Source organism: Flavobacterium selenitireducens (genome assembly GCF_014748335.1).
GTDB lineage: Bacteria > Bacteroidota > Bacteroidia > Flavobacteriales > Flavobacteriaceae > Flavobacterium > Flavobacterium selenitireducens.
The window spans coordinates 25,072-49,589 of sequence record NZ_JAAVIY010000008.1; the positions used below are offsets into that span (position 1 = coordinate 25,072).

A 24,518-nucleotide genomic window follows, 5' to 3' on the forward strand; every position below is an offset into this window, starting at 1 on the left:
GCATATTTAGTGATGTTGCCGCGAATTCGCGAATAATCACACTGTAATTGGTTGTTTTTAACCACCTGTAAATCAGTGGTTTTTCATTTATTTTTAAATTTTTCGGCTTTTCGTGCAACGCTTTTCCAAAAGGCGTCGTCTAAGCTACCAGAAACCCGTTAAAAAAAGTTTTGAAGGTAATAGCATTACATCAGGAGCAACATGAGATCATCGCTTTGGCAGTGGAGAACAATCGACACGCCCAGCAAAAAATCTATTCGCAGCACGCTCCCAAAATGCTCAGCGTCTGTCGACAATATGCAAAAGACGTCCACCACGCCGAAGACCTGATGATCACCGCTTTCATGAAAGTGTTCGCCAACCTTGCAAATTTCAAGCACGAAGGGAGTTTTGAAGGTTGGATCAGGCGCATCATGGTCAACGAATGCATTTCGTGGCTGCGCGTGCAAAAACGAGTGAATTTTGTCGAAGACACATATTTTGTAGAAGGCGGCTTCAATGATATCGAGAGCGGTCTTAGTGTAGACGACATCCAAAGCCTCATAGACGATTTGCCGGACGGCTACCGGATGATCTTTAACCTCTACGCAATTGAGGGATACAAACACCGCGAAATTGCAGAGATGCTCGGAATCAACGAAGGGACGTCAAAATCCCAATTGTCGCACGCAAGACGGCTTTTGCAACAAAATATCAGTAAATTAAAGAATTACGAGTATGGCACGGAATAAAATGGAAAAGGAGTTCTCGGAAAAACTCAGCCAACGGGAAATAACGCCAAGCGCCGCAGCTTGGGACAGATTGGATGCCATGTTGTCTTCTGCGGAGGCACAACCGAAACCAATTCCTGTAAAAAGAAATTTCAACTGGCTTTTCATCGCAGCGAGTCTGTTGGGTTTTTTGTTGATCGGGACGTTGTTCTTCAACGAGAAAGAAGTGAAAAGCACAAGTAAGGAGATCGATCGCCAATTTGTCGAAGGAACTGAGGAAATCGCGCCTGTCGAAATTGAAATGGCGACACCGCAAACGCAGATCGCTGAATCCGAACCTCGGGTGCGAAGCCAAAAAGGCGCTGTCCGAAAGGTTGGGCATTTGGGAGCGAATCCGGTTCAAAAACAGCAGTTGGCCGACAATACCATCAATCATCATCAACCTGAACCAATCATCGATCAAAAAACGAATCAGTTCAATCAAGCCCAGCCCGCCACGGACGATGCAACAATCGACGCCCTATTGGCGGCGGCACGCGAAAAACGCAGCAACAATGCATCCGGAGCCAAAGTCAATGCGCGCAAACTCCTGCTCGAAGTAGACAGCCAGGCCGAGGAAAAGCTCTCGCCACGCCAGCGAGCATTGCGCGCCCTTAACCGCAACTACCAACAAGTCAAGGTTGCCGTCGAGAACCGCAACGTCGAAGAAAATCACTAAATCAATCAATTAAATCGAACACCATGAGAAACGTTATTTTTTACGTATCGGCTTTGCTATGCCTTTTTGTAGGCAAAGCGGTTGCCCAGCAAACCTTCGAAGATCGCATCAAGATCATCAGCGACAAGATTTCGGTTATCACCAAAGAAGAAAAAGAAGCCCTGAAACTCGAAGTCGACGCCGTCAACAAACAATTGCAGTCGGGCCAGATGTCCCAGGACGTCGCAGACCAAAAGAAAATCGAATTTGCCGAAACCCGCGCGGCCAACATCGAAAGGCGAACCGCCGCCGCCCAAGAAGAACTTAAAAAGCTCGTCCAGGAAAAAGTCGATGGCAAGATAACCGAGCGCGACTCCACGCGCCGATTTAAGTTTACGGCTTCCACCAGAGGTTTCAAACTCGAGGACAGCAGCCAGCCAAAGGACACCATGAAAGGCGAGCAGCGCACCACGTCCCAGTTGGTTTTCGCCTTTGGACTTAACCATTTCCTCACCGATGGTGCGATGGCTCATTCCGACTACCGCGTTTGGGGATCCCATTTTTATGAACTTGGTTTGTCGTGGAATTCTAGACTGCTTAAAAATCACAACCTGCTTCATTTGAAATACGGGCTTTCGATGCAGTGGAATACCGTCCGGCCTACTGACAACCGCTATTATGAAGAAGACGGCGACCAAACCGTGCTGGTCGAAAGCCCGGTGAATTTGGGCGATTCGCGATTCCGCAACGTAAACCTGGTTGCCCCGGTACATTTGGAATTCGATTTTTCAGGCAGGGACAAATACGGAAGATTCTTTTCGCATCAAGGTTTCAGGGTCGGAATCGGCGGATTCGTTGGGGCAAACGTCCGGTCGAAGCGCGTACTAGAATACGAAGACACGAACAATAACGAGGTCACGCAAAAAACCGTCGGCGATTACAATGTCAATGATTTCGTGTACGGTGTGAGCGCTTACGTGGGCTACCAGGCGGTAAGCTTGTATTGCAAATACGACCTCAATCCGGTATTCGAAGACAACGAAGTCGACCAGCACAACATTTCATTCGGAGTGCGACTCGATCTCAATTAAAATTTGGTTAGTTAGTTATAAAAGGTGGAAACGCTTTGGGAAACCGAGGCGTTTTTTTTGTTGAGGTTTGAAGTTTGAGGTTGGGAGCGGATCCCGCTGTTCGCTCATAGTCCTCTCGCCAAAAGCGGTTTTTTGTCGCCCCGGCCTCGGCTTCCGCCGGTCGCCGGTCCGGAGGCGCAAAAATCAGGCTTTTCGCGCTGCGGGCTATCCGCTGCCATCGGGGCTAATCGTCGAGTCCGAAACCAAATCCAAACGACAACTCCAATCGACGTCGCTGTTCATCGTTGCGTCCAATCGTGGACACTGGATGAAAGTGTCACTTTTGGGTCACGCGCTTGCGATTCCGCAAATGAACAAATGACAAATCAACATCCTTTCGTATCTTTCGCCTCTCATTTGTCGTTGCCTTTCGACAGTTGACTTCCCGCTGAATGATTTCAAAAGCCACCATCGACACTGTTTTCGAAACCGCCCGCCTCGAGGAGGTGATCGGCGATTTCGTCCAGCTCAAGCGCGCAGGATCGAATTTGAAAGGTTTGAGCCCATTTTCGAACGAGCGCTCTCCTTCGTTCATGGTCTCGCCCGTCAAACAAATCTGGAAGGATTTTTCGTCGGGAAAAGGAGGAAACGTCGTGGCTTTTTTGATGGAACACGAACATTTCACATATCCGGAAGCCATCCGCTACCTCGCCAAAAAGTACAACATCGAAATTGAGGAAACGCTCAAAACCGATGAAGAAAAGGCGGCCCTCGACAACCGGGAAAGCATGTTTCTCGTATCCGAATACGCCCAAAAGTATTTTCACGACATTTTGCTCAATTCCGAAGAAGGGAGAGCGATAGGGTTGAGCTATTTCAAGGAACGCGGTTTTAAACGCGAAACGATCGAGAAATTCGCGCTAGGTTATTCGCCTGAAATCTGGGATGCGTTCTCAAAAGAAGCGCTCGGGAAAGGTTACAAACTGCAATTTCTCGGAAGCACCGGGCTTACGATCGTGCGCGAAGACGGTCGTACCGTAGACCGATTTCGCCATCGCGTGATGTTTCCGATCCAAAGCATGTCGGGTCGCGTGCTCGGTTTTGGCGGACGGATTCTCACAAACGACAAAAAAGTCGCCAAATACCTGAATTCGCCCGAAAGCGAAATCTATCACAAAAGCAAGGTGCTTTACGGTATTTTCCAGGCCAAGCAAGCCATCGCGAAGCTCGACAATTGTTATCTCGTCGAAGGATACACGGACGTCATTCAATTGCACCAGGCCGGAATCGAAAATGTGGTGTCCTCTTCAGGAACGGCATTGACTCCAGATCAGATCAGGCTCATCAGTCGCCTTACGAAAAACATCACGGTGCTTTTTGACGGTGACGCCGCCGGCCTCCGCGCTTCCATCCGAGGCATCGACCTGATTCTTGAGGAGGGCATGAACGTCAAGGTTTGTACGTTTCCCGAAGGAGACGATCCCGATAGTTTTGCGCGAAAAACGCCACACGGCGAACTTGTCGATTACCTTGAGAACAACGCCAAGGATTTCATACAGTTCAAAGCCGGCTTGCTTGTAGACGAGGCGCAAAACGACCCGGTAAAGAAAGCGGGCCTGATCCGGGACATGGTCACGAGCATTTCGAAAATTCCGGATCGCATCCAACGCGAGATCTACATTCAGGAATGCTCGCGCATCATGGATATTTCCGAACAGGTCTTGATAAGCACGCTCGCGCAACTCGTGCAAAAAGATATAGACGATGCCGGCAAAAAATTAAAAGCGGAACAAAAAGACAAAGCGTTTGAAGTGGTTCGGCCTGATTCCGAAGAAGTTCAGCAAAAAGTCGACGTGCTATACGAACTCGAACGCAAAATCCTGGAAATCCTGTTGCTTTACGGCCACAAAGTTGAGGAATTTGACGACGTCGTCTTTGAAACGAACGAAGAAGGCGAGATCAAAGAAATCGGAATTAAGCGCGAAGCAAAAGTCCTTGACCGCATCTTTCTAAGCTTGCAGGAAGACGAAACCGAACTCGCGAATCCTTTGTTTAAAGGTATTTTTGACAACCTCATGGCGTACTGCCAACACAACGAGGAGTTCGTTGTCGATCAATATATGGCGCAACTGCCGCCCGAATTCGCCCCGGAAGTCACCGACATCCTGATGGTGGACGAACGCGAGCAGCTCCACAACTGGGAATCCCAGAACATCGTGGTAAAGCTTAAAGACCAGTCGATCGCGCAATATGTATCCGAAACCATTCTGACATTGCGATGGTTCCTGGTAGACCGTATCATCAACGACCTCAAAAACGAATTGTCGCGCGAAACCGATGCGGACAATTCCGAAGTATTGTCCATGGCTATGGATTACTACGCGCTCATCGGATCGTTCTCGAAAAAATTAGGAAGAGTAATGACGCGCTATAGTTAGACGATTTCGAGGGTTTTCGCTTTATTGACAAGATCGACCAAATTGGTCACGTTGAGTTTCGTCAGCAGTCGCAGTTTGTACGTGCTCACGGTCTTTTCGTTGAGGTTCAGGATTTTTGAAATTTCATTGTTTTTCTTTCCGTCGCTTAAATAGCGCAGCACCTCAATTTCACGGTTCGACAGCTTGCGGTACAAACGTTCGCTTTTGTTCTGCTTGGCGATGAGCGCAAGATTTTTCTTGATGGTATCGCTAAGCATGATCGTGCCGTTGTGTACTTTTTGAATCGTTATCCCCAAGGTTTCCAGCTTTGCGGATTTGTGAACGAAACCGGAAACGCCGGACTTGATGGCGTTTGGCGCGTAGATCTGTTCCGAAAGGCTCGTGAATATGATGATTTTGGTTTGCGGATGATTCTTTATGATGGCTTTGACTTCGTAAATACTGGTGAGTCCGTCGAGTTCAAGATCCAGGATCAGGATGTCGATTTGCTTGTTGCGCAACGCTTCGGGGATCATGAAAAAGTTCCCTACGTTGGAGACCACGTGAATCTCGGGATGGTCTTTGAAATAAGACTTTACCCCAAAGTGGACCACCGGAAAATTGTCGGCTAAACAAACATTTATCATACTGTTGGGTTTAATGGGTTAAAACAATGGGGCATTCAAAATTAGAAAAAAAATGAATTGTCTTATAAAATTATGTTAATTTAATTTCAGATTTGAAGGAATTTCACAAACGGGAATCGGAATCATCTTGTGAAGGTTCGCCCGGTTGCGACTTTCGAAGATTTGGAACACCTCTTTTTCGCGTCCTGAGAAGTCATCAGATGTCTTATTTTGCTCAAACTCCCGCATCGCCCATTCCAATTCGTCATAGGTCGCGCCTAACTGGTCTTCGTCCGTGCGGTCGTCGACGAACAAACCGTCGGCGGGAGCTGCCACCTGGATAGATTCGGGAACGCCAAGATATTCCGCAAGCGCGTAAACATCGGACTTCATCAAATCTGCAATCGGGCTGACATCGACGCCTCCGTCTCCGTATTTTGTAAAAAAGCCTACACCAAAATCTTCCACTTTATTTCCCGTTCCCGCGACCAGGAGCCCGTTGAGCCCGGCGTGATAATACAATGTCGTCATGCGCAGGCGGGCGCGGGTATTGGCCAGGGTAAGGAACAAATTGCCGTTGTCGTCGGCGTTGGGAAATGCGGCCTTGAACGTTTCGAAAACAGGAGTGAGATCCGTTCGGGCCGACGAGACGTTCGGAAATTCGCTCGTCAACCGATCGATGTGCTCCTGGGCGCGCGTTACATGATGAGGCGGCTGATGGATCGGCATTTCCACGCATAACGTCGAAAATCCGGTTCTCGCGCAAAGTGCGGAGGTTACGGCCGAATCGATTCCGCCGGAGATACCGACAACAAAACCATTGACTTTTGCGTTTTCGGCATACGTTTTTAGCCATTTTACAATGTGTTCGACAGTTTCTGCAGGTCGTATCGCGCTTTTTTTGGACATGTTGCTGAGGTTTTTTACGGTATATTTGCAGCCGGATTTTATCACGCTAATTTAATCAACAAATGAGGAATCTGCTTACATTTTTGGGTTTAATTGTCATACTTGCCTCGTGCGACAAAAAATCCAAAATCGAAAAAGAGGTCGAAGAAATACCTGTAAACATGCAGGTGCACCGGTTCGATAAGGCCTTTTTTGAAGCGTCGCCCGAAACGATGCAGGATCTTCGGTACGAGTATCCGTTCTTCTTTCCCGATTCGTCAAACGCACCTTATATCGAAAGGCTTAAGGATCCGTTGTGGCGCGATGTTTATACGGAAGTCGATAAGAAATATTCGGATTTCAGCGGAGAACGCCAGAAGATCGAGGATTTGTTCCGACACATTAAATATTACTTTCCCCAGGCGAAAACTCCTGTCGTCTACACCGTCGTCGGAACGATGGATCATGGCAATAAAGTGCTGTTTGCCAAAGATACGCTGATTGTTTCGCTCGAGCTTTATCTCGGTAAGAACCATAAATTCTACACGGGCGAATTTCCGGAATACATCCGTCAGAATTTTGAACAAAGCCAGATTTTGCCGGATATAGTGTCGGCCTGGTCGCAATACAAGATACGTCCGCCTGACAATACTTTTTTGGGGCAGATGCTCTATTTCGGAAAACAATTGTATCTGAAGGACCTTTTCCTGCCGAATGAGGCCGGTGCCGATAAAATTGGCTATTTGCCTGGGCAATATGCATGGTGCGAAGAAAACGAGGGTTATATATGGTCGTATTTCATCGAAAGTAAAGTGTTGTACGATACCGACCAAAAACTGTTTGAACGATTCCTGGCCCAAGCTCCGTTTTCAAAGTTTTATCTCGAAATCGACAATGAAAGCCCGGGTCGCGTCGGTCAATACATAGGATGGCAAATCGTCAAATCTTATATGGAGAATAACGAAGTCGCGTTGGCCGACATGCTCAAGACCGATGCCCGCACCATCTTCGAAAAGTCCAAATACAAACCCAAGAAATAATGAGTAAGCTTAAAAATTCCGAAATAAAAATCACGATTGCCACAGACGAAAACCACGTTCCGGAAAAAATGTATTGGTCCGCCCAGGACGGAGGCGTCGTGAACGAGCGTGCCAAGGCGATGCTGTTGTCGATTTGGGATCACAAGTCGCAGGAAACGCTGCGCATCGATCTATGGACGAAAGACATGCCCGTGGATGAGATGAAGAAATTCTTCCATCAAACGCTCGTGGCACTGTCGGACACGTTCCAACGCGCCACCGACGACGAAAAAATGGCCGATTCGATGCGCGATTTCTGCGAATACTTTGCGGAAAAGATGGATTTGGTCAAAAAATAAAAACGAGCGTTATATCTTAAATCGCTTGTGACTTACGGCGCCTTTTCAGAACGTTCTCCATGTCCTTGATTATTTTCCGGTAGGCACTTAACAGAACCGTCGAACTTGGCTTTAAAGTTAAGCTTTCGTCTTCGCTAAGCCGCCCTGAGCAACTCTGCTGATAGATGATTTTCTGGTTCTTCAGGTCGTAAACCTCGCATATTACGTGAGCGAATGCAGTGTTCATCGCGATATAGTTTCCGTATTGCGTCGTAAAATCACGTTCGTTGACCCATCGGCTGCTGACGCAATGGAGATTGATGAAATAGTCGTATCCGGTTCCGTCGCGAAGTGCTTTCATTTGGATTTTGGTCGGATTCATCGGCGTTTTTTCGGATATGAGTAGCCGAACGTCGCCGAGATAGTCGATTCGGCCATTGGATAGTCCGGAAAGGTCATTTTTAGCCTTTTCAGTAATATCGGACTTTATTAAAGCAGGACCTTCGACAAATCCCAGCAGCCATTTTCCGTTCGAGAAATTCAGTTGTTCGAATCGGGTGTCACGTCCGAGTTTATACTCAGCGACATTGCATGAGGATAACGCGCAAATGCTTAAGAGCAATGCAATTTTTTTGATCATTGTGGCGGTTTGTTTGCAATCGGAAAACATAAGGGATATCGATGATTTGCGAACAAGCATTAAAATCCTTGGTTGAATACCTGCTTGTTTACATCGTCGATAAAGGTCAATAACTCTTCCTTGCCTCTCGCATCTTCCGACGAAGTCACAAAATGTTTGGGCATTTCTTCCCAATTGTTCGATAGCAGCGCTTTTCGATAAGCTGCGACTGCTTGGTCGGCTTTTACCTTCCCGATTTTATCTGCTTTAGTGAACACAATGCAAAACGGAACCTCGATCGTGCCAAGGTAATTGATGAATTCAATGTCGATTTTTTGGGCTTCGTGCCGAATATCCACCAAAACGAACGCACACGTCAGGTTTTCCCGTTTTTCAAAATACTCGGTAATGAATTTCTGGAACGTCGCCTTTACAGATTTGGAAACTTTGGCATATCCGTAACCCGGCAAATCGACGAGAAACCAATTCTGGTTGATTTTAAAGTGGTTGATCAGCTGGGTTTTTCCCGGCTTTCCAGATGTTTTGGCGAGATTCTTATGATTCGTCAGCATGTTGATCAAAGACGATTTTCCCACGTTGGAACGACCGATGAACGCATATTCCGGAATTGGCTCGTTCGGGCATTTTTTCGGATCGGAATTGCTGATGACGAATTCGGCGGTGTTGATTTTCATGGGTTTAATTAGCGAATTAGTAAATTAGCGAATTAGCGAATGGCAATGATCGGATACATAATTTGCAAATGGAAAAATGTCAAATCATCGGCAATGAATGGTCGATATTGGAATGAGTGCGAGTTCACTAATTTTTCTCATTCGCTAATTCGCTAATTGATTTCATTCGCTAATTAGAGATTCTGTTTCCTCAACCAATCGTGCATAACGCGGTTGAATTCCTCGGGATGCTCCATCATCGCGGCGTGTCCGCAGTTGTCGATCCAGTACAAATCCGAATGCGGTAAAAGCTGGTGGAATTCCTCGGCGACTTCAGGAGGCGTGACTTTATCGTTGGCGCCCCATATCAAACAGGTATGGATGTGCATTTTCGGCAAATCTTTTCCCATGTTATGCCGTATGGCGCTCTTGGCGATCGTTAAGGTCTTGATGAGTTTGATGCGGTCGTTGGCAACCTGGTAGACTTCTTCGACCAATTCCGGCGTAGCGATCTTCGGGTCGTAAAAAACCTCTTCCGCTTTTTTCTGAATGTATTCGCGGTCGCCACGTCTTGGGTAACTGTCACCCATGGCGCTTTCGTAAAGCCCGGAGCTTCCGGTAAGGATCAATCCCAGCATTTTCTCCGGATACATTTTCGCGTGGTACAAAGCAATGTGTCCCCCAAGCGAATTTCCAAGCAAAATCACGCGGTCAAAACCTTTGTACGTGATAAAATCCTTGACCCAACGCGCAAAAGCCTTGACATTGGTCTTGAGGATGCTTTGGGTATAGAGCGGCAGTTCCGGGATGATGACCTTGTAGCCATGCTGCGAAAAATAGTCGAAAACACCGCTGAAATTGCTCAAACCTCCCATGAGGCCGTGAAGCACGATGATAGGCGTGCCCTCACCGCTCTCGGTGTATTTGTATTTGCCTTCTTTGATAAGATCGTTATCCATTAATGCGAGTATTGTTCAGGTCGCTGCAAAGATAGCAGTTTTGGTATTAGGCAATTGATTTTTTGCTGATTCGGCATGCGGTATTTCAGATGTGTGGCAATCAGTCAATTATCAACATTTTGAAATGGTTTCGATTGCACGCGGATATCGTACGCAAATTCTAAAATCCGTAAAATTCAAAATGAGATTTGACGCAAGCCCAAAATTATTTTCCAAAAACCTCTAAAATTATAAGAATTCGTTAAACAATCGACGTTGAATTATTGTGATGCTGAACCATTTGGGTGGGTGAACAAATGGTAAAACTTATCAACAAGTGGGTGGAAATGGAAAAATGTGGGAAATTTTGTTATATTTTTGTCACAATCAAATCCAAAACTGCAGTTGGAGGCAATAATAGGAACATACGAATGCAAGGCAGACGACAAAGGCAGGCTCACATTGCCGGCGCCTTTGAAGAAGCAGATGGCTGCGTCGCTTCAGGACGGTTTTGTCTTGAAGCGTTCGGTTTTTCAGCCGTGCCTCGAATTGTATCCGATGAGCGAGTGGAATGCCATGATGGCCAAGATCAACAAGCTCAACCGCTTCGTGAAAAAGAACAACGATTTCATCCGACGCTTTACGGCGGGCGTGAAATTGGTCGAAATCGATGCGGCGGGAAGACTTTTGATCTCCAAAGATTTGCAGCAGTTCGCCCAGATCAAGCCGAAAAGCGACATCGTCTTGTCGTCTGCGGTGAACATCGTCGAGATATGGGACAAGGATTTGTATGAAAAGTCGCTTGACAACAGTGAAATCGATTTTGCCGACCTGGCCGAAGATGTAATGGGGAATTTAAATGAGGGCGACAATGGAATATCATAATCCCGTATTGCTGAAAGAGACTGTCGATGGCCTTGATATCAAGCCTGACGGAATTTACGTTGACGTCACCTTTGGCGGTGGCGGACACTCGCGCGAAATCATGAAACGACTCGGGCCGAACGGCAAACTGTTTGCCTTCGACCAGGACACCGACGCTTTGGAAAATGCGATCGAAGACGAAAGGTTCACGCTCATAAACGAGAACTTCCGATTCATCAAACGTTTCCTGCGCTTCCACAACGTAAAGCAAGTTGATGGCATCCTCGCTGACCTTGGCGTTTCATCCCACCAATTCGACGTGCCTGAGCGCGGTTTTTCGACACGGTTTGAGGGCGCTCTCGACATGCGCATGAACCAAAAAGACGAACTCGATGCGTTCAAAGTCGTCAATTTCTATGACGAGGCGAACCTTCGTCGGGTGTTCCTCGATTATGGCGAACTGAAAAACGCTCCCGTGATCGCACGCACCATCATCGAATCCCGTGAAGTTTCACAAATCCGGGACACCGAACAACTCAAGAAAGTTCTCAACCGCTTTTTGCCCGCACATAAAAGTAACAAGATCCTGGCCCAAATCTATCAGGCGATCCGGATAGAAGTCAACCAGGAAATGGACGTGCTCAAGGAATTCATCGAGCAATCGCTTGAAATCCTGAAACCGGGCGGCCGCCTGAGCGTGATCTCGTATCACTCTCTCGAAGACCGCCTGGTAAAGCGCTTCATGAAAAATGGAATGTTCGAAGGAGAGCCCGAGCGCGATATGTTCGGGAATTTCTCGGTTCCGTTCAAAACGATCGGCAAACTCATCGTTCCCGACGAAGCCGAAATCCGTGAAAACAACCGCGCACGCAGCGCCAAACTGCGCATAGCCGAAAAAATCCAGCCATGAACGTATACAGCATACTCAAGGCGAGATTCCTGATCAACGAGGACGCAACCAAAAACTGGCGCTTCATCGTGTTTTTGATCGTTTTGGCCATCATCATGATTGCGAACACCCAGAGTTACGAACAAAAAGTGTTCAAGATCGTGGCGCTCAACAATGAGGTGAAAGAGTTGAGGTCGGAATTTGTAGATCGACGATCGGAATTGATGCAGCTCAAGATGGAATCTACGGTTTCCGATAAAATGCTCGAAAGAGGCATAGTGCCATCGCCGGTTCCGCCACAAAAAATAAAAGTCAAAAAGCCAGAAGAAAAAGGATTTTTCGCGAAAATATGGCAGTAGAAGAAAAGAACATATCGTACCGCATCTATCTGTTCGCTTTTATGATTTTCATCATAGCGGTGGCCATTACGGTGAAGTTGTGCAACATCCAGTGGGTGGAAGGCGACTATTACCGCAAGTTGGCAAAGGAGCGCACAGTAAAGAATTTCGTGATTCCGGCCAATAAAGGCAACGTCTATTCTGCCGATGGAAGTTTGCTCGCTACCTCGATTCCCAATTACGACATCCGGTTCGATGCCGTTGCCCCGAAACAGGAAGATTTTTCCAAAAATGTAGGCGCTTTGGCGGATTCGTTGTCGGTGCTTTTAGGAAAGCCGAAGTCGTATTTCTATGCCGGTCTGACCAAAGCGAGAAATACCAGAAATCGCTATTACCTGATCACGAAAGGACTGAGTTATACGGAATACGTCCGCATCAAATCGTTCCCGCTGTTCAACAAAGGTGCATTCAAAGGCGGCATCATCACCGAGCAATACACGGTTCGCGAACATCCGATAGGCATGATTGCCAAGCGCACTATCGGTTACGACGAAATCCGCGCAGACGGCAAGCACTACGCCAAAGGAATCGAAGGTGCGTACAAAAAATACCTCGATGGGAAAGACGGCCGCATTCTCAAGCAAAAGATAGCGAAAGGGCAATGGAAGCCGATCCGCGACGTGAATGAGGTCGACCCGATTGACGGTTACGACATCATCTCGACGATAGACGTCTACATCCAGGATATCGCCCACCATGCGTTGCTCAAGCAGCTGCGCGACTATGACGCCGATCACGGCTGTGTCGTGGTCATGGAAACCAAAACAGGTTACGTCAAAGCGATCGCCAACCTTGGCCGCAATAAAAAAGAAGACAGTACGTATTACGAGCGCGTCAATTATGCCATTTCTGAATCGCACGAGCCGGGTTCGACGTACAAACTCGCCGATCTCATGGCGTTGTTTGAAGATAAGAAAGCAGACACCAGCGACATTTACGACAGCCGTGGTGGCGATTTTACGATTCGGGGCAAACACGTCCGCGATTCACACGAAGGCGGTTACGGCAAGATTTCGCTCGGGCGCGCCTTTGAAGTATCGTCGAATACGGTTTTGGTCCAGGCGGTTTACGATGCCTACAAAAACGACCCGATGCAATTCGTACAACACCTCCAGGATTACGGGCTCGACAAAAAACTCGGATTGCCTTTCGAAGGAGAAGGCCAGCCGTTCATCCCTGTCCGAGGCGGACGCAACTGGAGCCATTTGGCACTTCCGTGGATGGCGTTCGGGTACGGTGTCTCGATCACGCCTTTGCAAACGCTGACCTATTACAATGCCGTGGCCAACAACGGCGAAATGGTCAAGCCGCAATTTGTTTCGGAAATCCGCGAGTGGAACAAAACGATCAAGAAGTTCGACAAACAGGTGATCAATCCGCAAATCTGTTCAGAGGCGACCGTCAAGAAATTGCAGGCCTGCCTTGAAAATGTCGTCAAGAACGGAACAGGGAAAAAATTGTATTCCAAAAACTTTCCGATGGCGGGCAAAACAGGAACCGCCCAGGCGAATTACAACCGTCGCGACGGAGTCGAAAAGCACTACGTCTCCTCGTTTGTCGGATATTTCCCGGCAGACAATCCGAAATATTCCGTGATCGTCGTCGTGCACGAACCGAACACTTCGCGCAACAACTATTACGGAGCTGATGTTGCCGGGCCTGTGTTCAAGCGCATTGCCCAGAAAATTTACACTGACGCCCCGTCTACGAACGAAGTGAAAAACCTCGAGCGCAAGAGCAAAAAACAGGAAATCAATTACAACGATTATTATACACAGACCCAAAAGGTCAAGGAAAAAACGATTCCGAACGTCAAAGGAATGCCTGGAATGGACGCCGTGGCATTGCTCGGCAACCTTGGCGTAAAGGTTAAGGTGATCGGCATCGGAAAAGTAAAAAAGCAATCGATCCAACCGGGGCAACGCTTTGGGGAGAACGACGTAATCACACTTGAATTGTCATGACTCAACTGAAGGATTTATTGTACAAGGTATCGATCGAAGCCGTCAAAGGTTCGACCGACATTGCCGTGCGCAACATCGACTTTGATTCGCGCAAAATCGGGGATGATGATGTATTCGTAGCCATCCGCGGAAGCGTTTCAGACGGTCACGACTTCATCGAGAAAGCGATCAACCAGGGCGCTACGGCGATCGTCTGCGATAGTTTCCCGGACATCATCGTTACCGGAATCACTTACATCCAGGTCAAAGATACCAATAAGGCGCTCGCGTTCCTGGGGGCGAATTTCTACGGAAATCCATCCCAAAGCCTCAAACTGACGGGAATCACGGGAACGAACGGCAAGACGACGATCGCCTCGCTTTTGTACCAACTTTTCAAGAAAGCGGGTTATAAATCAGGTTTGATATCGACGGTAAAAATCATGGTAGACGAGGTGGAGCACAAGGCGACGCATACGACGCCCGATTCGCTGACGATAAACAAATACCTGCGCGAGATGGTCGAGGCCGGCGTCGACTTTTGCTTTATGGAAGTTTCGTCCCACGGCATCCACCAAAAACGCACCGAAGGGTTGCTTTTCGCGGGAGGCGTATTCACGAATCTATCGCACGACCATCTGGATTATCACGACACATTCGCGGAATATCGCGACGTGAAAAAGTCGTTTTTCGACCATTTGCCGAGACAAGCCTTCGCGCTCACCAACCTCGACGACAAGAACGGCCTGGTGATGTTGCAGAACACGATTGCGCAAAAGTTGACCTATGCGTTGAAATCGTATGCCGATTATCGCGCCCAGATTTTGGAGAACCAATTGTCCGGGTTGCTGCTCAAGATCAACGAAAGTGAAGTCTGGGTAAGGCTGATCGGGACGTTCAACGCTTATAATTTGCTTGCGATTTACGGAACGGCCGTCAACCTCGGGCTTGAGTCGCTTGAGGTGTTGCGTTTGCTTTCGGAGCTGGAAAGCGTTTCGGGACGGTTCCAGTTTATCGTTTCCGATCAAAAAATAACGGCCATCGTCGATTATGCACATACGCCGGACGCTTTGGAGAACGTGTTGAAAACGATCAACGATATCCGCACCAAAAACGAGCAATTGATCACGGTTGTAGGCTGTGGAGGCGATCGCGACAAGACCAAGCGTCCGATCATGGCCGATATCGCCTCGACGCTTAGTGACAAGGTAATCCTGACGTCGGACAATCCGAGAAGCGAGGATCCGCAGGACATCATTTCCGAAATGGAAAAAGGCGTGCAGCCGCAAAACTATAAAAAGACCGTCGCTGTCGTCGACCGCAAGCAAGCGATCAAGATGGCGTGCCAGTTGGCCGGGCCGAACGACATCATCCTCATTGCGGGAAAAGGACATGAAACCTACCAGGAAATCAAAGGAGTGCGCTACGATTTCGACGATATGGCGATCGTAAAAGAACTGTTGGACCAATTCAATAAATAAGCAATGCTGTACTATCTGTTCGAATATTTTGACAAGTCGATGAACATTCCGGGAACGGGCGTGTTCCAGTACATCACGTTCCGGTCGGGATTGGCGGTGTTGCTGTCTTTGCTGATTTCGACGATTTACGGAAAAAAAATCATCAACTTTTTGCGCAATCAGCAAGTTGGGGAAACCGTGCGTGAACTTGGCTTGGAAGGGCAGACGCAAAAAGCGGGAACGCCTACGATGGGCGGTCTCATCATCATCATTTCGACATTGATCCCGGTTTTGTTGCTCGCCAAGCTCAACAACATCTATATCATTTTGCTCATCACGACCACGCTGTGGATGGGCACGATCGGATTCATTGACGATTACATCAAAATCTTCAAAAAAGACAAAGCCGGGCTAAAAGGGATTTTCAAGGTCATCGGCCAGGTCGGATTGGGACTGATCGTCGGATGCACGCTTTATTTCAATCCCGAGGTCACGGTGCGCACCGACACGCAATACACTGATGTTTTTTCTACCCAGAACACGATGGAAACCACGATTTATCCTGCGCCGGTAGAAGAAAAATCGACGACTACGACGATACCGTTTTTCAAGAACAACGAACTCGATTATGCCGAAGCCTTGAAATGGATGGGAGACGACTATAAGGATTGGGCGTGGCTGATTTTCATTCCGGTTGTGATTTTTATCATCACCGCGGTTTCCAATGGGGCCAACCTCACCGACGGCATCGACGGACTGGCGGCCGGGACCTCGGCGATCTCGGTGCTTGCGCTCGGGATTTTCACGTTCGTTTCGGGAAACATCATTTTCTCGAATTATCTCAACATCATGTACATCCCGAATTCGGGTGAGATGACGGTTTATATCGCGGCTTTTGTGGGCGCGCTCATCGGATTTTTGTGGTACAATTCGTATCCGGCGGCCGTGTTCATGGGCGATACCGGAAGTCTGACCATTGGCGGCATCATCGCGGTTTTGGCGATTGCCGTCCGCAAGGAACTGATGATTCCACTCATTTGCGGAATTTTCCTGATCGAAAACGCTTCCGTGGTGATACAGGTCAGTTATTTCAAATGGACCAAAAAGCGATATGGCGAAGGCCGACGGGTGTTCCTGATGTCGCCGCTTCACCATCACTACCAGAAAAAAGGCTACCACGAAAGCAAGATCGTGACCCGTTTTTGGATTTCAGGGATCCTGCTCGCCATTTTGGCCATCGTAACGCTTAAACTCCGATAGAAATGAAGCGACTCGTGATTTTAGGCGGAGGCGAAAGCGGCGTCGGGACGGCGATCCTCGGGAAAAAACAGGGATATGAAGTGTTCCTGTCGGATTTTGGGAAGATCAAAAACAATTACAAAGAAGTTCTTTTACTCAACGGCATCAAGTTCGAAGACGGCGGACACACCGAAGACAAAGTCCTCAACGCCGACATCGTGATGAAAAGCCCGGGGATCCCGGATAAGGCCGACATCGTGAAGAAGCTTCGGAAAAAGGACATTCCGGTGATTTCGGAAATCGAGTTCGCTTCGAAATACGCCAAAGGCAAAACCATCGGGATAACCGGAAGCAACGGCAAGACCACCACCACGATGCTCACGCACTGGTTGCTCAAAAGCGGTGGATTAAACGCCGGCATCGGAGGCAACATCGGAAAGAGTTTCGCCTGGCAGGTCGCCGAAGACAACTTCGATTGTTACGTACTCGAGTTGTCGAGTTTCCAGCTCGACGGAATCATCAAATACGCGCCTCATATCGCGGTAATCACGAACATCAGTCCCGACCATCTGGACCGTTACGATTACAAATACGAGAAGTACATCGAGGCCAAGTTCAGGATTACGATGAACCAGACCAAAGACGATTACCTGATTTATGACGCAGACGACGAAGCCATCGTAAACTGGCTCGAAAACAATAAGACAAAAGCACAACTGATTCCTTTCTCATTAACCCAAACGCTCAGGAAAGGCGCCTACCTAAAAGACAACAAAATGGAGATCAACATCAACGAAGAAGAATTCATCATCGAAACGGGAGAAATTTCCCTCGAGGGCAAGCACAACCTGAAGAACGCCATGGCGGCGGCTTCGGTTGCCAAGCTGATGCAGATCCGCAAAGCGACGATTCGCGAAAGCCTGACGAATTTTCAAGGTGTCGAGCACCGTCTCGAGAAAGTGCTCAAGATCGGGAACGTCCAATACATCAACGATTCCAAAGCGACGAACGTGAATGCTACGTTTTATGCGCTGGATTCGATGACAGCCCAAACGGTTTGGATCGTAGGTGGCGTCGATAAAGGAAATGACTATTCGGAACTTATGCCATTGGTTCGCGAAAAGGTCAAAGCCATCGTTTGCCTGGGTGTCGATAACCGCAAGATCATCGACGCCTTTGGTAACGTGGTAGACATGATGGTAGAGGTCGACAACATGACCGATGCCGTCCGCACTTCCCAAAAACTTGCCGAGAGAGGAGAGATCGTATTGCTGTCACCGGCCTGTGCGAGTTTCGATTTATTCGAGAATTACGAAGATCGCGGGAAGCAGTTTAAAAATGCAGTTCAGAATCTGTAGTTACAGGTTCAAGGTTTAAAGTTTAAGGTTTAAAGTTGGTCGGAGACAGATAACGAGTCGATCTTAGAAGGGAACCTTAAACATTAAACTTTAAACAAATAAAATAACAAAATCAAAAGTGAAAGATCTACTATACAGCTTAAAAGGAGACAAGGTCATCTGGGCGTTCATCGCGCTTTTGGCGCTGTTTTCGTTCATGCCCGTGTTCAGCGCGAGCTCGAATTTGGCGTACGTCGGATCTGGCACGGGGAACACGGTTAGTTTTCTCGTAAAACACGCGTTGCACATCTTCATCGGGTTTTTGATGATCTATTGGGTGCACAAGGTGCCGTATCATTATTTCAAGGGAATTTCGATGATCGCCATGCCCATCGTTTGGGCGTTGTTGCTTTACACTTTGGTCAAGGGAACGGTAATCGCCGGGGCAAACGCCGCGCGCTGGATACAAATTCCGTTTATCGGGATCGGATTCCAGACCTCGACATTGGCGTCGTTGGCAATGATGGTTTTCGTCGCGCGTTATCTGTCAAAAAAGCGCGAGGCGCCCCTCACGTTCAAGCAATCGTTCTTTGAATTGTGGCTGCCGGTTTTTGTGACCATCGGATTGGTGTTGCCGGCGAATTTCTCGACCGCTGCGCTAATGTTCTCTATGGTCGTCATGCTGGTTTTCATCGGACAATATCCGTTGCGCTATATCGGGATCATCATCGGAGCCGGAATTGGCGCGCTGGTGATTTTCGTCGCTTTGGCCCATGCGTTTCCCGATGCGAAATTCTTCAATCGCGTCCATACGTGGGAAAGCCGTATCGAAAGTTTTGGGCAGCGAACCGAAGATCGCGATACTTCAGATGAGCATTATCAAACTGACCTGGCCAAAACCGCCATCGCATCGGGTCAATTATACGGCCTCGGCCCGGGAAAAAGCGTACAGAAAAACTTTCTCCCGCAATCGTCATCCGATTTCATTTACGCAATCATCGTAGAAGAATGGGGATTGATAGGCGGCATAGGCGTCATGGTAATGTACCTGCTTTTGTTTTTCCGATTCATCGTCGCCGCTCACAAAGCACCAACCGTTTTCGGCAAGCTCGTCGTCGTCGGATTAGGATTTCCGATAGTGTTCCAGGCGATGATCAACATGGCCGTGGCGGTGAATTTGCTTCCGGTGACGGGACAAACGCTTCCGCTGATTTCAAGCGGAGGTTCGTCGATCTGGATGACGTGCATTTCGCTCGGGATCATTATCGGCGTGACCAAAAAAGAAGAAGAAATCGCACAGGAAATCGACGATAAGGAAAAACGGGAGGAGGCCTTGCGCAGGATGATCGATGCCCAGATCGCACGAGAAGAGGAAGCCGAAAAAATGATGAAGGAACGCGCTATCGCATTGGCGAACGGGATAGACTTTTCGATCGAAGACAACACGAATCCGATGGATGCCGTGAGAGGGAAGTGAATTAGCGAATTAGCGAATTAGCGAATGAGCAAATGAACGATCCTCAAATAAACATATAAACAAATCAACATTGAAAAAACCCAGATTCATATTAAGCGGAGGCGGCACCGGTGGACATATCTACCCGGCGATCGCGATTGCCAATGAATTGAAGCAGCGGTTTCCAGAGGCGGAATTTCTATTCGTGGGCGCCCAGGACAAAATGGAAATGCAAAAAGTGCCTCAGGCCGGCTACAAGATCAAAGGTTTGTGGATCGCGGGTTTGCAGCGCAGGTTGACACTCGACAATACGATGTTTCCGGTAAAATTGATCTCGAGTTTGTTGCGTGCGCGCTCCATCATTCGCGATTTCAAACCGGACGTCGCCATCGGAACCGGTGGTTTTGCAAGCGGCCCGTTGTTGCAGGTTGCCGGTTTGGCTGGAATTCCGACACTTGTCCAGGAACAGAACTCCTACCCGGGAATAACAAATAAAATGCTGTCGCGAAAAGCGGCAAAGATTTGCACGGCTTACGAAGGGCTTGAGCGCTTCTTTCCCAAAGAAAAAATCGCGTTGACGGGAAATCCCGTGCGCCAGGACCTGATCGATCTAAAAGGAAAGCGTGGCGAAGCTTACGACTATTTTCAACTCGACCGCGATAAAAAGACGGTCTTGGTGCTTGGCGGAAGCCTCGGTGCGCGTCGCATCAACCAATTGATCGCCAAGGAGCTTGTGAATTTCGCCTCGCAAAACGTGCAGTTGATCTGGCAATGCGGCAAGTTGTATTTCGACGAATACAAGCATTTCGACGAAAAACCGTCCGTACAGGTCATGTCGTTCATCGATCGCATGGATCTGGCTTACGCTGCCGCGGATATCGTGATTTCGAGGGCCGGAGCGTCGTCGGTTTCAGAGTTGTGCCTCGTGGGCAAACCCGTGATTTTTATACCGTCACCCAACGTAGCCGAAGACCACCAGACCAAGAATGCGAAAGCCATCGTCGACAAGGAAGGCGCGATCCTGATGCGTGAAATCGAACTCGATACGCAATTCGAGCCCACGTTCCGCAATTTGCTGTCAGACGAAAATCTTCAGCGAAAATTGGGAGACAACATCGGTAAGCTGGCAAAGGAAAACGCCACAAAGGATATCGTGGAGGAGATTGTGAAATTGATTGGGCGATTGGATAATTAGATAATTAGATAATTAGCGAGTGGGGCAATTAGCGAATTAGCGAATGAGGCAATTAGATAATTAGTCAATTAGATAATTAGTCAATTAGATAATTAACGAATGGGGCAATTAACGAATGAGACAATTAGCGAACAACTATCAACTAACAACTAACAACTAACAACTAACAACTAACAACTAACAACTAACAACGAATTAAAAGTGAACCTGAACCAAATCCATAACGTCTATTTCATCGGCATCGGCGGCATTGGCATGAGCGCCCTGGCACGCTATTTCAAATATGCGGGAAAGAACGTCATGGGTTATGACAAGACGGCGACCGAACTCACGTTCGCGTTGCAGCAAAAAGGAATCGGCGTTCACTTTCAGGATAACATCCAAAACATACCACAAAATTTCAAAGCGGAGAATACACTCGTCGTGATCACGCCGGCCGTGCCGAAGTCGCACGCGGAGTGGAACTACTTCCTCGAAAACGGCTACACTGTGAAAAAACGCGCAGAGGTTTTAGGCATCATCACCAAAGACACGTTTTGTTTTGCCGTCGCCGGTACGCATGGCAAGACGACGACCTCGAGTATTTTGGGCCACGTCCTGTTCGAATCGGGTGTTGAAGTAACCGCGTTTTTGGGTGGAATTGTCGAGAATTACAACTCTAATCTTATCGGAAACGGTACGAAAATGACCGTCGTGGAAGCTGATGAATTCGACCGTTCGTTCCTGCACCTGCATCCGAATATCGCCTGCGTCACTTCGATGGACGCCGACCATCTCGACATTTACGGAGATTCGGCCACGATTGAAGCGTCATTTCGTGAATTTGCAGATAAGGTTGACGACAAAGGGCTGCTGTTTGTGGCCGACGGACTTCCGCTTGACGGAAAAACAGTCGCAGTCAACAACAAAGCGGATTTCAAAGCGTTCAACATCAGGATCGTCAACGGGGAATATTTATTCGACGTCCAAACGCCGGACGAGACGATTCCCGACATGCGGTTTGCGCTGCCGGGTTGGCACAATTTGAGCAATGCGCTCATGGCGTTGGCAATGGCGCGCACGTTCGGCGTTTCGGCAGATAAAATCAGGAAAGCGTTGATTTCGTTCAAGGGAATCAAGCGTCGCTTTTCGTATCAGATCAAGACCGCAGATCGCGTCTACATAGACGATTACGCCCATCATCCGACCGAAATCGACGCGGTTCACCAGGCGGTGCGCGAATTGTATCCGGACAAAAAAATTCTCGCAGTTTTCCAGCCGCATTTGTTCAGCCGCACCAAGGATTTTGCAGACGATTTTGCGAGAAGTTTGTCGAATTTCGATGATTTGCTGTTGCTTGACATTTACCCGGCAAGGGAACTTCCGATGGAAGGCATCACCTCGGAATGGCTGCTTTCGAAAGTAGAAAATCCGAATAAAAAACACGTGGCGAAAAACGACCTGATCCATGAGATCCTCAGCAGTAATTCGGATGTCGTGGTCACGATAGGCGCAGGCGATATAGGGGAGTTGGTTCCGGAAATAAAAAAGGCATTGTCATGAAGCGTTTCAATTGGGAAAATATTCGTTTACTGCTGATTTTCATCGCGATAGGATTTTTGTACGCGTTCAGCGCAAATCGCAATGAACACAGGGCTTTGCAAAAATCGGAGGTCAAATTCGACCGCATCGAAAACCTGTTCGTGACGCCCGAAGCGGTTAATAAATTGTTAATAGAAAAAAATAGGGCTTCCGAAACCGTTGGGAAAGAAAATTTAGATTTGAACAAGTTGGAAAAAACCGTCAACGCCCACGAAATGGTTGAAGAATCAGAAGTTTACGTGAGTGTGGACGGCGTATTGAAAGCAAAAGTAAAACAGAAAACTCCCATCGTGAGGGTCTTCGGTGCAACCGGTTCTTTCTATATCGATTACAAGGGCAAGACGATGCCGCTTTCGGAACTTTACACTGCAAGAGTGCCGTTGGTTACGGGAAAGGTCGACCCTGAGAACAAGGAAATCATGAACGTTTTCCGGATGATAAACGACGATGATTTCCTCAGGAAGAACATCATCGGGATCAAAGTGCTCGAAAACGGTGCTTTGGTGATGAAGAACAGGAATTACGCTTACGAGATCGACTTCGGGAAACCGATACACGTAGAGAGGAAATTCAGGAATTACAAGGCATTCTTCCAGAAAGCCGCGCTTGACAGTACGATTAACAACTATAAGAGGATCAACCTGATTTTTACGCAACAGGTGGTTTGCTCAAAATAATTCGGATATGGAAAAAGAGAACATTGCAGTAGGGTTGGATATCGGGACGACGAAGATCGTGGCCATGATCGGTAAGAAAAACGAGTACGGCAAACTCGAGATCCTCGGAATGGGGAAATCCAAAAGTCTTGGCGTGGCGCGAGGCGTGGTGAACAACATCACCCAAACGATACAATCCATCCAGCAAGCGGTGATGGAGGCCGAGGCGAATTCGGGTTACAAAATCAAAGACGTCGTCGTGGGAATTGCGGGTCAGCACATCCGCAGCATCCAACACACCGATTACGTGTCGCGGAACAATCCCGACGAGGTCATCGGCGATAAAGACATACAATTGCTCATCGACCAGGTGAATAAGCTGGCCATGCTTCCGGGTGAGGAAATCATCCACGTTTTGCCCCAGGAATTTAAGATCGACGGTCAGCACGAGATCAAGGAACCGATCGGCATGTACGGCGGTCGTTTGGAGTCGAGCTTTCATGTCGTGGTCGGCCAGGCTTCGTCCATCCGCAATGTCGGAAGATGCGTGCAGAGTTCCGGAATCGAGCTTTCGGGCTTGACGCTGGAGCCGCTGGCTTCGTCCGACGCTGTTTTGAGCCAGGAAGAAAAAGAAGCCGGAGTTGCGCTTATCGATATCGGTGGCGGCACTACGGATTTGGCGATTTTCAAAGATGGCATCATCCGTCATACGGCGGTCATCCCATTCGGCGGGAATGTCATTACGGAAGATATCAAGGAAGGTTGCTCGATCATCGAAAAGCAGGCGGAATTGCTGAAAGTGAAATTCGGATCGGCATGGCCGGGCGAAAATAAAGACAACGAGATCGTTTCGATTCCGGGTCTTCGCGGTCGCGAGCCGAAGGAAATCTCGTTGAAGAACTTGTCGAAAATCATCCACGCGAGAGTAGTGGAAATCATCGAGCAGGTTTTTGCCGAAATCAAAGCTTACGGGCACGAAGATCCGCGCAGGAAACTCATCGCGGGAATCGTATTGACCGGAGGCGGATCACAATTGAAGCACATCAAGCAATTGGTGGAATACATTACCGGGATGGATACGCGTATCGGGTATCCGAACGAGCACCTGGCCGGGAATTCAAGCGAGGACATTTCGTCACCGATGTATGCGACGGCAGTCGGACTTGTCATGAACAGCGTGAATAACAGAACTCAAAGTGCGGTCCGCGTCCAGATGGAGCAAATCGTGCAGCCGGTGTTCAGGCAACAGCCGGTTCAGCAGGCCAACCCGTTCCAATATCAGCAGCCGACCCAAGCCCAACCGCCTGTGTTCGCCCAGCCGGAACCGGTCAAAGAGGAGAAAATCCTCGAACGGATGGAAGTCGTCGATGTCGAAGTGAAGCGCGAGCCTCAAACGACCGAAGGCAAGATCAGGCGTTCGTTCTTTGACAAATACGTCGAAAAGATCAAGGAATTCCTCGACAACGCCGAATAACCAAAACGGCAACAAAACAAAAACAAAGCA

General features: G+C 48.3%; 23 protein-coding genes. 18 read left to right on the plus strand and 5 right to left on the minus strand.

Going from position 1 to position 24,518, the window contains the following annotated elements; translation table 11 throughout:
- Positions 1 to 170 precede the first annotated feature (170 nt).
- The 4 genes from HC229_RS12155 (at position 171) to dnaG (ending at position 4,915) form a co-directional block, all read left to right on the plus strand.
- Complete coding sequence (locus HC229_RS12155) at positions 171 to 731, plus strand: RNA polymerase sigma factor (protein WP_191020768.1); 561 nt, start codon at positions 171 to 173, stop codon at positions 729 to 731.
- Positions 718 to 1,428, plus strand: a complete 711-nt coding sequence (locus HC229_RS12160) for a hypothetical protein (RefSeq protein ID WP_191020769.1) — start codon at positions 718 to 720, stop codon at positions 1,426 to 1,428. The genes HC229_RS12155 and HC229_RS12160 overlap by 14 nt, the downstream gene beginning before the upstream one ends.
- Positions 1,429 to 1,451: 23 nt before the next feature.
- A complete protein-coding gene (locus tag HC229_RS12165) occupies positions 1,452 to 2,498 on the plus strand; it encodes a hypothetical protein (protein ID WP_191020770.1) in 1,047 nt (348 codons plus the stop codon).
- A gap of 431 nt (positions 2,499 to 2,929) precedes the next feature.
- On the plus strand, positions 2,930 to 4,915 hold the full coding sequence (dnaG, locus tag HC229_RS12170) for a DNA primase (protein WP_191020771.1): 1,986 nt from the start codon (positions 2,930 to 2,932) through the stop codon (positions 4,913 to 4,915).
- On the opposite strand, the gene HC229_RS12175 is transcribed toward dnaG, so the two are convergent.
- Positions 4,912 to 5,541, minus strand: a complete 630-nt coding sequence (locus HC229_RS12175) for a LuxR C-terminal-related transcriptional regulator (RefSeq protein WP_191020772.1) — start codon at positions 5,539 to 5,541, stop codon at positions 4,912 to 4,914. The two genes, dnaG and HC229_RS12175, sit on opposite strands and share 4 nt — an antisense overlap.
- Before the next feature lie 75 nt (positions 5,542 to 5,616).
- The gene (gene nadE, locus HC229_RS12180; protein WP_191020773.1) at positions 5,617 to 6,429 is read right to left on the minus strand and encodes an NAD(+) synthase; all 813 of its coding nucleotides are present in this window, start codon (positions 6,427 to 6,429) and stop codon (positions 5,617 to 5,619) included.
- A gap of 62 nt (positions 6,430 to 6,491) precedes the next feature.
- On the opposite strand from nadE, the gene gldB reads away from it, so the two are divergent.
- Positions 6,492 to 7,448, plus strand: a complete 957-nt coding sequence (gldB, locus tag HC229_RS12185; RefSeq protein WP_191020774.1) for a gliding motility lipoprotein GldB — start codon at positions 6,492 to 6,494, stop codon at positions 7,446 to 7,448.
- Positions 7,448 to 7,786, plus strand: coding sequence for a gliding motility protein GldC (gene gldC, locus HC229_RS12190; protein WP_191020775.1), 339 nt, complete (start codon positions 7,448 to 7,450; stop codon positions 7,784 to 7,786). The genes gldB and gldC overlap by 1 nt, the downstream gene beginning before the upstream one ends.
- Before the next feature lie 16 nt (positions 7,787 to 7,802).
- On the opposite strand, the gene HC229_RS12195 is transcribed toward gldC, so the two are convergent.
- From HC229_RS12195 to HC229_RS12205, 3 genes are all read right to left on the minus strand, one after another.
- The gene (locus tag HC229_RS12195; protein ID WP_191020776.1) at positions 7,803 to 8,405 is read right to left on the minus strand and encodes a hypothetical protein; all 603 of its coding nucleotides are present in this window, start codon (positions 8,403 to 8,405) and stop codon (positions 7,803 to 7,805) included.
- Positions 8,406 to 8,464: 59 nt separating this feature from the next.
- Complete coding sequence (gene yihA / locus HC229_RS12200; RefSeq protein WP_191020777.1) at positions 8,465 to 9,079, minus strand: ribosome biogenesis GTP-binding protein YihA/YsxC; 615 nt, start codon at positions 9,077 to 9,079, stop codon at positions 8,465 to 8,467.
- Positions 9,080 to 9,252: 173 nt separating this feature from the next.
- Entirely contained in the window at positions 9,253 to 10,017 is a 765-nt protein-coding gene (locus tag HC229_RS12205; protein ID WP_191020778.1) for an alpha/beta fold hydrolase, read from the minus strand.
- Positions 10,018 to 10,401: 384 nt separating this feature from the next.
- On the opposite strand from HC229_RS12205, the gene HC229_RS12210 reads away from it, so the two are divergent.
- The 12 genes from HC229_RS12210 to ftsA all read left to right on the plus strand — a co-directional run bounded on the left by HC229_RS12210 (position 10,402) and on the right by ftsA (position 24,488).
- The gene (locus HC229_RS12210; RefSeq protein WP_191020779.1) at positions 10,402 to 10,881 is read left to right on the plus strand and encodes a division/cell wall cluster transcriptional repressor MraZ; all 480 of its coding nucleotides are present in this window, start codon (positions 10,402 to 10,404) and stop codon (positions 10,879 to 10,881) included.
- A complete protein-coding gene (rsmH, locus tag HC229_RS12215) occupies positions 10,856 to 11,770 on the plus strand; it encodes a 16S rRNA (cytosine(1402)-N(4))-methyltransferase RsmH (RefSeq protein ID WP_191020780.1) in 915 nt (304 codons plus the stop codon). The genes HC229_RS12210 and rsmH overlap by 26 nt, the downstream gene beginning before the upstream one ends.
- Positions 11,767 to 12,108: an FtsL-like putative cell division protein gene (locus tag HC229_RS12220; RefSeq protein WP_191020781.1), complete on the plus strand. Its 342-nt coding sequence runs from the start codon at positions 11,767 to 11,769 to the stop codon at positions 12,106 to 12,108. The genes rsmH and HC229_RS12220 overlap by 4 nt, the downstream gene beginning before the upstream one ends.
- Entirely contained in the window at positions 12,099 to 14,111 is a 2,013-nt protein-coding gene (locus HC229_RS12225) for a penicillin-binding protein (protein WP_191020782.1), read from the plus strand. The genes HC229_RS12220 and HC229_RS12225 overlap by 10 nt, the downstream gene beginning before the upstream one ends.
- Positions 14,108 to 15,571 carry a UDP-N-acetylmuramoyl-L-alanyl-D-glutamate--2,6-diaminopimelate ligase gene (locus tag HC229_RS12230; RefSeq protein ID WP_191020783.1) on the plus strand — a complete coding sequence of 488 codons (1,464 nt, stop codon included), beginning with the start codon at positions 14,108 to 14,110 and terminating at the stop codon, positions 15,569 to 15,571. The genes HC229_RS12225 and HC229_RS12230 overlap by 4 nt, the downstream gene beginning before the upstream one ends.
- A gap of 3 nt (positions 15,572 to 15,574) precedes the next feature.
- Positions 15,575 to 16,810, plus strand: a complete 1,236-nt coding sequence (gene mraY / locus HC229_RS12235) for a phospho-N-acetylmuramoyl-pentapeptide-transferase (RefSeq protein ID WP_191020784.1) — start codon at positions 15,575 to 15,577, stop codon at positions 16,808 to 16,810.
- A 2-nt stretch (positions 16,811 to 16,812) separates the two neighbouring features.
- Entirely contained in the window at positions 16,813 to 18,147 is a 1,335-nt protein-coding gene (murD, locus tag HC229_RS12240) for a UDP-N-acetylmuramoyl-L-alanine--D-glutamate ligase (protein ID WP_191020785.1), read from the plus strand.
- A 118-nt stretch (positions 18,148 to 18,265) separates the two neighbouring features.
- A complete protein-coding gene (locus HC229_RS12245; RefSeq protein WP_191020786.1) occupies positions 18,266 to 19,603 on the plus strand; it encodes an FtsW/RodA/SpoVE family cell cycle protein in 1,338 nt (445 codons plus the stop codon).
- 70 nt (positions 19,604 to 19,673) lie between these two features.
- On the plus strand, positions 19,674 to 20,777 hold the full coding sequence (gene murG / locus HC229_RS12250; protein ID WP_191020787.1) for an undecaprenyldiphospho-muramoylpentapeptide beta-N-acetylglucosaminyltransferase: 1,104 nt from the start codon (positions 19,674 to 19,676) through the stop codon (positions 20,775 to 20,777).
- A gap of 201 nt (positions 20,778 to 20,978) precedes the next feature.
- Positions 20,979 to 22,319: a UDP-N-acetylmuramate--L-alanine ligase gene (murC, locus tag HC229_RS12255; protein WP_191020788.1), complete on the plus strand. Its 1,341-nt coding sequence runs from the start codon at positions 20,979 to 20,981 to the stop codon at positions 22,317 to 22,319.
- The gene (locus HC229_RS12260; RefSeq protein ID WP_191020789.1) at positions 22,316 to 23,035 is read left to right on the plus strand and encodes a cell division protein FtsQ/DivIB; all 720 of its coding nucleotides are present in this window, start codon (positions 22,316 to 22,318) and stop codon (positions 23,033 to 23,035) included. The genes murC and HC229_RS12260 overlap by 4 nt, the downstream gene beginning before the upstream one ends.
- Before the next feature lie 7 nt (positions 23,036 to 23,042).
- Positions 23,043 to 24,488 (plus strand): cell division protein FtsA, encoded by a 1,446-nt coding sequence (gene ftsA, locus HC229_RS12265; protein ID WP_191020790.1) that lies wholly within the window; start codon positions 23,043 to 23,045, stop codon positions 24,486 to 24,488.
- Positions 24,489 to 24,518 lie beyond the last annotated feature (30 nt).